An 11329-nucleotide genomic window follows, 5' to 3' on the forward strand; every position below is an offset into this window, starting at 1 on the left:
CCGGAACGCCACCCACTCGACATAGCGCGCGAAGGCGACGGTCGAGAGGAACGAAACGAGCGCCATCACCAGCGCGATCCGCCCGCCGAGCGTCGCGGCGGTGAGGAGCGACGCCTCGGCCATGCCGACCACGGGCGCCGGCGAGAGCTCGCGCAGCGCGGCGATGCCCGGGTCGCCGAAGCAGGCGAGCAGCACGGCATCCGGGACGGGCGTCTCGACGAGCGCGTGGGCGAGCGCGTCCAGCACGGCGTGGCCGGCGATCGCGGCCGCGCTGCGGGTGGCGATGTAGCGCGCGCCGAAGCGCGCGGTCACGCCCTCGATCGCCACGCCCGCGCCCGCGGCGGCACGGGCGAGCGCCACCATGCGCGCGGTCATCGCCGCATCCGTGTTGCCGTTGATCAGCAGCAGCCGCATCGCCTCTCCGCCGGTTTGCGGGGCAGGATGCCCACGCGGTGAGCAGCCGCCCAGCAGAGCCCTGCCGGCCATCGGCCGGCAAGGGTCCCTGCGCGTGGCATGGGGCTTGCCAAGACGGGCCGCAACCTGGAACGCTGCGCTTCCAGAGGCTCAACAAACGGGGACGAGGGTGCAATGACACTGCGACGACTGCTGCTCGCCGCCGCCTGCGCGGCGCTGCCCGCCGCCCACGCGCTCGAGGCGTCAGCCCAGGGCACGATCCGCATCGGCATGACCGCGGCCGACATCCCGCTGACCCACGGCCAGCCGGACCAGGGCTTCGAGGGCAACCGCTTCACCGGCATCCCGCTCTACGACAGCCTGACCGCGTGGGACCTGACGCGCGGCGACCGCGCCACCCCGCTGGTGCCCTCGCTCGCCACCGAATGGGCGGTGGATGCGAACGACAAGACGAAGTGGATCTTCCGGCTGCGCCAGGGGGTGAAGTTCCACGACGGCTCGGACTTCAACGCGGACGCCGTGGTCTGGAACGTGCGCAAGGTGCTCGACCGCGAGGCGCCGCATTTCGACCCGCGCCAGGTCGGCGTCACCGCGACGCGCATGCCCACACTGCGCCGGGCCGAGAGGATCGACGACTACACGGTCGCGCTCTACACCTCCGAGCCCGATTCGCTCCTGCCGATCAACCTGACCAACCTGTTCATGGCCTCGCCCGCGCACTGGGAGCGCAAGCGCGCCGCCGCCGCCTCGGCCGAGGCGGCCTGGAACGCCTTCGCGGCCGATCCGTCCGGCACCGGTCCGTTCCGCATGAGCCGCTTCGTGCCGCGCGAGCGCGCCGAGTACGTGCGCAACGATGCCTACTGGGGCAACAAGGCCAGGGCCGAGCGGATCGTCCTGCTGCCGATCCCGGAGGCGAACGCGCGCACCGCGGCCCTGCTCTCCGGGCAGGTGGACTGGATCGAGGCGCCCGCACCCGACGCGATCCCGCAGCTCCGCGCCCGCGGCATGCGGATCGAGAGCAACGCCCAGCCGCATGTCTGGCCCTGGCAGCCCTGCTTCGCGGAGGGCAGCCCGCTGGCCGATGTGCGGATCCGCAAGGCGATCAATCTCGGCATCGACCGCGAGGGGCTGAAGACGCTGCTGGGCGGGCTGATGGTGCCGGCGGTCGGCACGGTGCAGCCGGGCCATCCCTGGTGGGGCAATCCATCGTTCCAGATCAAGTACGATCCGGAGGCGGCGAAGCGCCTGCTCGCCGAGGCCGGCTTCGGTCCGCAGCGGCCGCTGTCGCTGAAGGTGCAGATCTCGGCCTCGGGCTCCGGCCAGATGCAGCCCCTGCCGATGAACGAGTTCATCCAGCAGAACCTGCGCGAGATCGGGGTGAACGTCGAGTTCGACGTGATCGAATGGAACGCCCTGTTCACCAACTGGCGGCGCGGCTGCAAGGACCCTTCCGCGCGCGGCGCGCATGCGATCAACGTCTCCTTCGCGGCGATGGATCCGTTCTTCGCCATGGTGCGGTTCTGGGACAGCAAGATGGCCCCGCCGGTCTCCAACAACTGGGGCCACTTCAGCGATCCGCGCTTCGACGCCATGGTGGCCGAGGCGCGCACCAGCTTCGACGCTACGGCGCGTGACGCGGCGCTGGCGAAGCTGCACGCGGCCGGCGTGGACGAGGCGCTGTTCATCTGGATCGCGCATGACGTCGCCCCGCGCGCGATGTCGCCCCGCGTGCGCGGCTTCGTCCAGCCGCAGTCCTGGTTCGTCGATCTGACCCTGCCCTACATCCAGTGAGCGTGTGGGCGGCGCGGGGCGACCCGCGCCGCCCCTGACCGGCGATGCTGTTCTACCTGATCCGCCGCTGCCTCTACGCCATCCCGATCGCGCTCTCGGTCGGGCTGGTCTGCTTCATGCTGGTGCATATCGCGCCGGGCGATCCGATCAATGCGATCGTGCCGGCCGATGCGCCGCAGGAACTCGTCGAGCAGATCCGCAAGGATTACGGGCTCGACCGGCCGCTGCCGGTCCAGTTCGGCATCTGGCTGGCGAAGGTGAGCATCGGCGATCTCGGCACCTCGCTCGCCACCGGCCGCAGCGTCTGGTCCGACCTCTCGGTCGCGATCGGCAACACGCTGCGCCTTGCGCTGACCGCGGCGCTGATCGGCTTCGTGCTCGGCTCCGTGCTGGGCGCGCTCGCGGGCAGCTTCCAGGGGACCTTCATCGACAAGATCGCCGTCGGCCTCGCCGTCGCTGGGGTCTCCGTGCCGCATTACTGGCTCGGCATGGTGCTGGTGGTGATCTTCTCGGTGCAGCTGCCGTGGCTGCCGGCGATGGGCGCGGGTCCTGGCGGATCGGCGGACTGGGCCTGGGACTGGGAGCACATCCAGCACCTGATCCTGCCCGCCGTGACGCTCTCGGTGATCCCGATGGGAATCGTCACGCGCACCGTGCGCGGCATCGTCGCCGAGATCCTGAACCAGGAGTTCGTCCAGACCCTGCGCGGCAAGGGACTGACGGGCCGGGGCGTGTTCTGGCACGTCGTCAAGAACGCCGCCCCGAACACGATCGCCGTGATGGGGCTGCAGCTCGGCTACCTGATGGGCGGATCGATCCTGGTCGAGACCGTGTTCTCCTGGCCGGGCACGGGGCTGCTGCTCAACAACGCGATCTTCCAGCGCGACCTGCCCGTGCTCCAGGCCACCATCCTCGTGCTCGCGATGTTCTTCGTCGCGCTGAACCTGCTGGTCGACCTGGTGCAGACCGCGCTCGACCCGCGCATCAGGCGGGGCTGAGCCTTGGCCGACGGCATCGCCCGCACCGCCGCCGCCGCCGAACTGGCCGTGCAGGCGCGCGAGGCCGCGCGCAAGAGCCAGGGCTACTGGGCCGGGGTCTGGAAGCGACTGCGGCGGGATCCTGTCACCATCGCCTGCGCGCTGATCCTGATCGCGATGCTCCTTGCGATCGTCTTCGCCCACCTGATCGCCCCGCACGACCCCTACCAGGGCTCGATGCTGCGCCGGCTGCGCCCCGTCGGCACGCCGAACCACCTGCTCGGCACCGACGAGCTCGGCCGCGACATGCTCACCCGCCTGCTCTACGGTGGCCGGCTCTCCTGGTTCATGGGCATCACGCCGGTGGTGCTCGCCTTCCTCATCGGCACGCTGTTCGGCGTGCTGGCCGGCTATGTCGGTGGCGCGGTGAACATGCTGATCATGCGCACGACCGACGTGTTCTACGCCTTCCCCTCCGTGCTGCTCGCGATCGCGATCTCCGGTGCGCTGGGCGCGGGCACCATCAATGCGATCCTGTCGCTGACCCTGGTGTTCATTCCGCCCGTGATTCGGGTCGCCGAGAGCGTCACGACCGGGGTGCGGGGGCTGGATTTCGTCGAGGCGGCGCGCGCCTCGGGCGCCGGTCCGCTCACCATCATCCGCGTGCACATCCTCGGCAACGTGCTCGGACCGATCTTCGTCTACGCCACGAGCCTGATCTCGGTCTCGATGATCCTGGCCTCGGGCCTCTCCTTCCTCGGCCTCGGCGTGACGCCGCCGGAGCCGGAATGGGGGCTGATGCTGAACACGCTGCGCACGGCGATCTACATCAACCCTCTGGTCGCGATGCTGCCGGGGGCCTGCATCTTCGCCACCTCGATCTGCTTCAACCTGCTTTCTGACGGACTCCGCCAGGCAATGGACGTGCGGGCCTGAAGGGAAGAGGACCGCAAGTGTGGAGTCTGAGAGACCATCCGGGAGGAAGTTGCGCCGTTCGGGTCGTCTGTGATTCGCCTGCTGTCAGGACGATTCGCGGGAGCGGCGGGATGGCGTGGACGGTGGAGCATCGGCGCGCGGCGGATCGGCGGGGGCTGCGCCGCCCGTCCGGTCTGACGGATGCGGAACGGGCGCTGGCGGCACCGCTGGTCCGGCCGGCGCAACGCAGCGGCCGGCCTCGCACGGTGGATGGGGCGAGGTACTGAACGCGATCTTCTCCGTGCTCTCGACCGGCTGCCAGTGGGCGGTGCGGCCGAAGGACCTCCCGCTATCGGAGACCGACGGTCGGCCGAAGGCCGCAGCCAGACGGCGAAGGGTGCGCAAAGGGGGGTGCGCTCGACCGGTCCGGCTACGACGCGGGCGAGAAGGTGGTCGGCCGCAAGCGCCATCTCCTGATCGATACCATCGGCATGCTGCTCGCCGTGATCCTCCATCCGGCCCACGTGCGGGACCGCGACGGCGCCGGGAAGCTGCCGCGCCAGGCGCGGGGCTCATTGGTTCAGCCAGACGGTGACGATGGCGGCGAGGGCGATGGCGACGAGGGCGATGGCGGCGAAGGAGGTGGTGGCGCATCGGTCGTAGCGCGTTGCGATGCGGCGCCAATCCTTGAGCTGGCCGGACACGGTCTCGATGCGATGGTGTTGGCGATGGAGCGCGGCATCGGAGGGGAGGGGCGTCTTGCGTTTCTCGGGGGCGGGATGCGGGCCGCGATCCCACGCTCAGCCGACGCCGCGCGGAAGGGATTGCCGTGTCCTCTGGGCACCTTCGGTCCCGCAGCCGCGCTCGGCGATCGGCTCGCGCGGCGGCGGCAGCACCGGCGCAAGAAGGCGCGCCCCCCTCCGGTCGTTCATCTGCCCGGCGGAGAGCATCATGACACCGGGCCGGCCCTGGCCGTCGCAGACGGCGTGGAGCGTCGAGTCCGGTCCGCCCTTGGTGCGGCGCCGGATGCGCCGCATCCGCGCCGGGGTCAGCAGGAACGGGACGGACACGAGGGCACTTCCGGCCCGTTCAGGATCACGCCTGCCCGCGTCGCCGCAAAGCAGACCAATGGGTCCTGAGCCTGGGGCGCGTCAGGTCACGGTCTCGAGTTCATCCTCGGAGAGCCCGCCCGGCACGATCACCAGCGGCGTGCGGAGCTGGCGATTGTAGCGGCCCGTGAGCGCCGTGATCAGCGGCCCCGGTCCCTCGGAGGAGGTCGAGGAGGCGAGCACCAGCACGCTGATCCCCTTCTCCTCGGCGAGCAGCTTCAGGAGCTCGTCGCGCGCCTCGCCCTCGCGCAGATAGAGCACCGGCATCGTGCCGGTGATCCGGTTCACCTCGGCGGCGAGGCCCTGCAGCAGCTGCTCGGCCTCCGCGCGGCGCTCCTCGCGCATCATCTCCTCGACCCCCGCCCATTCCGTCTGGCCGGGCGGCTCGGTGACGCGCAGGAGCGCGACGCGGCCGCCGCCGCGCGCGGCGCGCAGGGCGGCGTAGCGCAGCGCCACCGCGCGTTCGGGGCTGTCGTCCACCACCACGAGGAAGGTGCGGTCGCGCCGCGCGGCCGCATGGTCGGTCGTCTTGGAGGCGATCTCGTCGGTCATGGCCGCGGATCATACGCGGCCCGCCGGCCGGTGTGCGAGCCGGCATGGCGCGCGGGGGTGGTGGGGCGGCCGTGCGCGAAACCGGAGGAAGATACCCGGCCGGCAGAGGTCGATCCTGTGTCGGCCCGGGATCAGCCGCGCCGGAACAGCACGCTGCCGGTCCAGCCCGCCAGCGCCGCGACGAGTACGGCGCCGAAACCGTAGAGCCAGGGCTGCTCGTGCGCGAACCGCCAGATCTCGGCCGAGGTGCCGACCCGGCGCACCACGAGAGCGATGTCCCGCGCCGCGACGATGCGCTGATCCTGCACCGCGAGCACATCGACGCGGTAGGGGCCGGGGATCACGGTCGGCGGCAGGAAGATGCGGGCGTGGAACAGCCGCTCGCCGACCAGGGTGACGCCGTCGTCGTCCTGCCGGTAGAGCCCGGCCTCGGTCTTGAGCGCGATCAGGGCGTCGCGGAACGCAGGCTCGTCGCGCGGGCCCTCCGGGCGCAGCGGCAGCGCATCGAGCCCGAGCCGGAGCCGCTCGCGTTCACTCTCCGGCAGGATCTCGGCGAGCGGCCGGGTCGAGGCCACCGCGTAGAAGGTGGGCGCGGTATTGAAGATCTCGGAGGCGCCGTTCACCCAGATGCCGGCGATCCGCGTCTTCTGGCGCACCACGAAGGGCAGGGCAGGGCCGCGCACAACGACGATCAGGTCGGCGGGCGCGGTCTCCTTCGCGCCGAACACCAGGAGCTCGGCGCCGGTGAAGCCGGTTGTGACGGCGATCTCGCGCTGCGACAGCTCCGCCACCAGCGCGGCCGCCGGCGCCGGGGCCGCGGCCAGCAGGGCGAGGACGGCGGCGGCGAGGCGGCGCGCGCGGCTCACAGCAGCGGTTCCACCACGTACATCGCCTCGGGGCGGCGGAACAGCGCGACGCCCAGCTCGAGCGCGACCGCGAGCACGAGCAGCCCGAGCAGGCCGCGCGTCTCCTCGCCGCGCAGCCGCGAGCCCATCGCGGCGCCGAACTGCGCGCCCGCGACCGCCCCCGCCATCAGCATCAGCGCCAGGATCACGTCCACGCTCTGCGTGCTGACCGACTGCATCACCGTCACCGCCGCGGTGACGAACACGACCTGGAACAGCGAGGTGCCGATCACCACCGCGGTCGGCATGCCGAGGAGATAGATCATCGCGGGGACGAGGATGAAGCCGCCGCCCACGCCCATGATCGCCGAGAGAAGGCCGATGCCGAAGCCGATCATCACCGGCGGGATCACGCTGATGTAGAGCCTGCTCTGCCGGAACCGCATCTTCAGCGGCAGGCCGTGCATCCAGAAATGCTCGTGCAGCCGGCGGCGCACCTGGCGGCGCCGGCGCAGGAGCGCGCGCACGCTCTCCGCCGCCATCAGCGAGCCTACGATGCCGAGCACGACGACGTAGAACAGCGCCACGACCAGGTCGAGCTGGCCGAGCGATCGGAAGAGGGCGAAGAGCCGCACGCCGACCGCCGAGCCGGCAAGGCCCGCGAGCGTCAGCACCGCGCCCATCTTGGCGTCCACGTTGCCACGGCGCCAATGCGCGATCAGCCCGGAGATCGAGGCGCCCATGGTCTGGTTGGCCGAGGTCGCGACCGCGACCGCCGAGGGGATGCCGATGAAGATCAGGAGCGGCGTCATCAGGAAGCCGCCGCCCACGCCGAACAGGCCCGAGAGCAGGCCGACGGCAAGCCCGATGCCCACCACCAGCAGGGCATCGACGGACATCTCGGCGAGAGGGAGGTAGACCTGCATTCGAAACGACCCGCGCGCACGCGCGGCAGAGTGGGCCGCGCGCGCGCAGGGAACAAGGTAAAAGGGGCGCGACTAAGGAAGGATTGAAAAGGGAAGGTGACGGGTCGCGGTGCCCTCGCCCTCCTCGCGAGGGCGGCTGCCGGCGGTCCCCGCGCCGGCCGCGACGCCCCCTCTAGTCCGAGGCGGACGCCCCGCCGGCCGCCCGCAGCCGCTCCCGCAGCACGTCGATCGGCAGCAGGACGCCGTCCTCCTCGTAGTGCCAGAAGGTCCAGCCGTTGCAGGACGGCGCCTCCTGCACCGCCGCCCCCACCCGATGGATCGAGCCGCGAACGGTCCTGGTCCGCACCGTCCCGTCCGCGGCGACCTCCGCGCGCACCCGCCGGTGGCGGTCCCACAGCACCGCCCCGGGCAGGAGCAGCCCCGCCTCCAGGAGCGCGCCGAACGGCACGCGCGGTGCCTCGCGCCGGGAGGGCGTGGCCGTCAGCGTCTCGTCCGCCACCGGCTCGACCGCGGCGATGCGCGCCTCCGCCGCCGCCGCATAGGCCTCCTCGCGCTCGATTCCGATGAAGCGCCGGTTCAGCCGGCGCGCCACCGCCCCGGTGGTGCCGGTGCCGAAGAACGGATCGAGAATGGTCTCGCCGGGCTGCGTGCTGGCCAGGATCACGCGATGCAGGAGCGCCTCGGGCTTCTGCGTCGGGTGCAGCTTGCGCCCCTCCGGTCCCTTCAGCCGCTCCGCCCCCGTGCAGAGCGGCAGCGTCCAGTCGCTGCGCATCTGCACCTCGTCGTTCAGCGCCTTCATCGCCTCGTAGTTGAAGCGATATCGCGCATCCCGGTCCCAGGCCGCCCAGATCAGCGTCTCGTGCGCGTTGGTGAAGCGCCGGCCGCGGAAGTTCGGCATCGGGTTCGCCTTGCGCCAGATGATGTCGTTCAGGATCCAGAAGCCGAGATCCTGCAGGATCGCGCCGATGCGGAAGATGTTGTGGTAGCTGCCGATCACCCAGATCGTGCCGTCGCGGCGCAGCACGCGGCGCGCTTCCGTGAGCCAGGCGCGGGTGAAGGCGTCATAGGCGGCAAGGTCGGGGAAGCGGTCCCAGGCCTCGTCCACCGCATCGACCAGCGAATCGTCCGGCCGGCGCAGCTCGCCCTGGAGCTGGAGGTTGTAGGGCGGGTCGGCGAAGATCGCGTGCACGGATGCGGGCGGCAGCGACCGCATCACGGCGATGCAGTCGCCGCGCTGCACCCGGTCGAGCGGCAGGTCGAGCTGGCGGCCCATGGGATCCTCGGCGCCGCCAGGACGGCGGCGAAGCGCGCATCCTGCGAATCGACGGAGTCCGCGTCAATCGGCGCGGAGCGTCGCCGCCACGAGAGCGAAGCCGCGGCGGTGATGCGGGGTCGCGCCGAAGGCCGCCAGCGCCGCCCGGTGCGCCTGCGTCGGGTAGCCGCAGTTCGCCGCCCAGCCGTATGCGGGCCAGCGCGCGGCGAGGCGGCGCATCGCCCGGTCGCGCAGCACCTTCGCCACCACCGAGGCGGCGGCGATCGAGAGGCTGACGCGGTCGCCGCCGACCACGCAGCGCACCGCGCAGTCGAAGGCGGGGCCGCGATGGCCGTCCACCAGGATCATGTCGGGCGCGGGACAGAGCCGCGACACCGCGCGCCGCATCGCCAGGTATGTCGCCTGCAGGATGTTGAGCCGCCCGATCTCGGCCACGGAGGCGGCGCCGACGCCGATCGCCACCCGTCCCTCGCGCCGGCCCGCCTCCAGCAGGCGATACGCCGCCTCGCGCTGCGCGCCGCTCATCCGCTTGCTGTCGTCGATCCGCCGCGCGAGTTCCGGATCGGGACGGACGAGGAAGATCACCGCCGCGGCGAAGACCGGCCCGGCGAGCGGGCCGCGCCCCGCCTCGTCCACCCCCGCGACCCGTCCGGCGGGTGCGGCCTCCAGCTCCAGCAGGAGGTCCGGCCGGCGCCTCATCCGCCCGCTTGCGCGGCCGCGGCCTGGCTCTCGAGCGCGGCGCGCAGCCCCGGATCGAGCTTCAGGCGATGCGCCAGCGCATCGAGATAGGCGCGCTCGGCCGGGTGGTCCGGGGTGGCGGCGAGCCGCGCGGCGAGCCAGAGCTCGGCCGCCTGCTCGGGGGTCGCGGCGGCGGCGGCGATCGCCCCGGGATCGGAGGGCGCGTTCATCGCCTGGAAGATCGCCGCCTTCTCCTCCGGCCCGAGCCCCGAACGCTCGACCGCCTCGAAGATGCGCCGGCTCTCCTCGGCGTCCACGTGGCCGTCGGCCTTGGCCGCGCCGATCATGCCGCGGATCAGCGCGAGCGCGAAGGGCTGGCCGTCCGCTCCCGTGGTCGCGTGCGGCAGGAAGCGCGCATCGGTCGCGGCGATCTCGCCCGGTGCGGGCGGCGCGGTCGGCGCCGCCTGGCCCTGCTGCCAGGACTGCCAGGCGCGGTAGGCGAGCGCGCCGAGCGCGGCCGCGCCGCCGTAGCGCGCGATCTTGCCCGCCTTGCCGCCGACCAGCAGGGCGAGGATGCCGGCGCCGGCCGCTGCGCCGGCGAGCCCGCCCGGCACGCCCATGCCGGACAGCTTCTGGTCGGCGCTGGAGAGGGCGCCGGCGGCACGCTCGGCCGTGCCGGCGCCGAGGAATCGGTCGAGGAGGGCCTTGGGGTCGATCATGGCGCCGAACATGGCGCGGCGGCGCGCGCTACGCCAGCAGCCCCGCGACGAAGTGAGCAAGCCCGGTCTGGCGCGTCCGCTTCAGCCGCTCCGCCGCCAGGATCGACCGGACCGCGGCCACCGAGAGGTCGAAGTCGCGGTTCACCACCACGTAGCCGTACTCGTCCCAGTGGCCGATCTCGGCCGCCGCGCGGGCCATCCGGCGGGCGACGGTGGCCTCGTCGTCGAGCCTGCGCGCGCGCAGGCGGCGCTCGAGCTCGGCCATCGAGGGCGGCAGGATGAACACCGAGACCACGTCCTCGGGCAGCGCCCCGCGCAACTGGCGCGTGCCCTGCCAGTCGATGTCGAAGAGCAGGTCCCGCCCCTCGGCGAGGGCCTGCTCGACCGGCGCGCGCGGCGTGCCGTAGCGCGCGCCGAAGACCTCGGCGTGCTCGATCAGCCGCCCCTCGCGCAGCGCGGCGTCGAAGGCCGCGTCGTCGACGAAGTGGTAGTCCTTGCCGTCCACCTCGCCCGCGCGCGGCGGCCGCGTGGTCAGCGAGATCGAGAGGCCGAGATTGGGGTCGGTGACCCTGAGCGCCCGCCCGATCGAGGTCTTGCCCCCGCCCGAGGGCGAGGACAGGACGAGGAGCAGGCCCCGGCGCGCGATCCCGTCACTCAAGGTTCTGCACCTGCTCGCGGAACTGCTCGATCGCCGCCTTGAGCGCGAGCCCGGTCGCGGTCAGCGAAGGTGCCGCCGCCTTGCTGCAGAGCGTGTTGGCCTCGCGGTTGAACTCCTGGGTGAGGAAGTCGAGCCGCCGCCCGACCAGCACGCCCTCGGCCAGCAGCGCGCGCGCCTGGGCGATGTGCGCGTGCAGCCGGTCGATCTCCTCGCGCACATCGGCGCGCGCGGCGAGCAGCGCGACCTCCTGCGCGAGCCGCTCCTCCGGCAGTTGCGGCACCTGGTCGAGCAGGCCGCGCAGGGCCACGACCAGCTTCTCGCGCAGCGCCGCCGGCTGGGTGGCGGCATCGGCCTCGGCCGCGGCCACGAGCGCCTCGATCTCGGCGAGCTTCGCCGCCAGCACCGCGCCGATGCGCGCCCCCTCCTCGCGCCGTGCCGCGGCGAGCGCCTCGATCGCGACGCGGAAGGACGC

Annotated in this window: 12 protein-coding genes and 1 pseudogene; 4 read left to right on the forward strand and 9 right to left on the reverse strand. The window is 72.4% G+C overall.

Annotated features, from left to right (window positions below):
• Nucleotides 1-414: aspartate/glutamate racemase family protein (locus tag FK498_RS13540; RefSeq protein ID WP_237560944.1), on the reverse strand; the 414-nt coding region annotated here is incomplete at its 3' end.
• 174 nt (nt 415-588) lie between these two features.
• Between FK498_RS13540 and FK498_RS13545 the strand changes: the two genes are divergently transcribed.
• The 4 genes and pseudogenes from FK498_RS13545 to FK498_RS20225 all read left to right on the forward strand — a co-directional run.
• Complete coding sequence (locus tag FK498_RS13545) at nt 589-2205, forward strand: ABC transporter substrate-binding protein (RefSeq protein ID WP_141855402.1); 1617 nt, start codon at nt 589-591, stop codon at nt 2203-2205.
• A 44-nt stretch (nt 2206-2249) separates the two neighbouring features.
• Nucleotides 2250-3203: an ABC transporter permease gene (locus FK498_RS13550; protein ID WP_141855404.1), complete on the forward strand. Its 954-nt coding sequence runs from the start codon at nt 2250-2252 to the stop codon at nt 3201-3203.
• A 3-nt stretch (nt 3204-3206) separates the two neighbouring features.
• Nucleotides 3207-4118, forward strand: coding sequence for an ABC transporter permease (locus FK498_RS13555; protein WP_141855406.1), 912 nt, complete (start codon nt 3207-3209; stop codon nt 4116-4118).
• Nucleotides 4119-4528: 410 nt separating this feature from the next.
• Nucleotides 4529-5236: pseudogene (locus FK498_RS20225) on the forward strand (hypothetical protein); the annotation flags it as partial.
• Between the two features lie 12 nt (nt 5237-5248).
• On the opposite strand, the gene FK498_RS13570 reads toward FK498_RS20225, so the two are convergent.
• The 8 genes from FK498_RS13570 to FK498_RS13605 form a co-directional block, all read right to left on the reverse strand.
• A complete protein-coding gene (locus FK498_RS13570) occupies nt 5249-5758 on the reverse strand; it encodes a universal stress protein (protein WP_141855410.1) in 510 nt (169 codons plus the stop codon).
• A gap of 131 nt (nt 5759-5889) precedes the next feature.
• Nucleotides 5890-6624, reverse strand: coding sequence for a TIGR02186 family protein (locus FK498_RS13575; RefSeq protein WP_141855412.1), 735 nt, complete (start codon nt 6622-6624; stop codon nt 5890-5892).
• On the reverse strand, nt 6621-7529 hold the full coding sequence (locus tag FK498_RS13580; protein WP_141855414.1) for a sulfite exporter TauE/SafE family protein: 909 nt from the start codon (nt 7527-7529) through the stop codon (nt 6621-6623). The genes FK498_RS13575 and FK498_RS13580 overlap by 4 nt, the downstream gene beginning before the upstream one ends.
• A gap of 172 nt (nt 7530-7701) precedes the next feature.
• Nucleotides 7702-8802, reverse strand: a complete 1101-nt coding sequence (locus FK498_RS13585; RefSeq protein WP_141855416.1) for a DNA methyltransferase — start codon at nt 8800-8802, stop codon at nt 7702-7704.
• 63 nt (nt 8803-8865) lie between these two features.
• Nucleotides 8866-9501 (reverse strand): ribonuclease HII, encoded by a 636-nt coding sequence (locus FK498_RS13590; RefSeq protein ID WP_141855417.1) that lies wholly within the window; start codon nt 9499-9501, stop codon nt 8866-8868.
• Nucleotides 9498-10199, reverse strand: a complete 702-nt coding sequence (locus FK498_RS13595) for a tellurite resistance TerB family protein (RefSeq protein WP_141855419.1) — start codon at nt 10197-10199, stop codon at nt 9498-9500. The genes FK498_RS13590 and FK498_RS13595 overlap by 4 nt, the downstream gene beginning before the upstream one ends.
• Nucleotides 10200-10227: 28 nt before the next feature.
• Nucleotides 10228-10857, reverse strand: coding sequence for a guanylate kinase (gene gmk, locus FK498_RS13600; RefSeq protein WP_141855421.1), 630 nt, complete (start codon nt 10855-10857; stop codon nt 10228-10230).
• On the reverse strand, nt 10850-11329 hold a 480-nt coding region (locus tag FK498_RS13605; protein WP_141855423.1), incomplete at its 5' end, for an endoribonuclease YicC domain-containing protein. The genes gmk and FK498_RS13605, both read right to left, overlap by 8 nt.

Source organism: Elioraea sp. Yellowstone, assembly GCF_006704265.1.
Classification (GTDB): Bacteria; Pseudomonadota; Alphaproteobacteria; order Acetobacterales; family Acetobacteraceae; genus Elioraea.

Bases quoted from the DNA above. Each gene is read 5' to 3' on its own strand.
- FK498_RS13580 (WP_141855414.1), bottom strand. From the start codon at position 7,529: ATGCAGGTCTACCTCCCTCTCGCCGAGATGTCCGTCGATGCCCTGCTG.
- FK498_RS13595 (WP_141855419.1), bottom strand. From the start codon at position 10,199: ATGATCGACCCCAAGGCCCTCCTCGACCGATTCCTCGGCGCCGGCACG.
- FK498_RS13590 (WP_141855417.1), bottom strand. From the start codon at position 9,501: ATGAGGCGCCGGCCGGACCTCCTGCTGGAGCTGGAGGCCGCACCCGCC.
- FK498_RS13570 (WP_141855410.1), bottom strand. From the start codon at position 5,758: ATGACCGACGAGATCGCCTCCAAGACGACCGACCATGCGGCCGCGCGG.
- FK498_RS13545 (WP_141855402.1), top strand. From the start codon at position 589: ATGACACTGCGACGACTGCTGCTCGCCGCCGCCTGCGCGGCGCTGCCC.
- FK498_RS13585 (WP_141855416.1), bottom strand. From the start codon at position 8,802: ATGGGCCGCCAGCTCGACCTGCCGCTCGACCGGGTGCAGCGCGGCGAC.
- FK498_RS13550 (WP_141855404.1), top strand. From the start codon at position 2,250: ATGCTGTTCTACCTGATCCGCCGCTGCCTCTACGCCATCCCGATCGCG.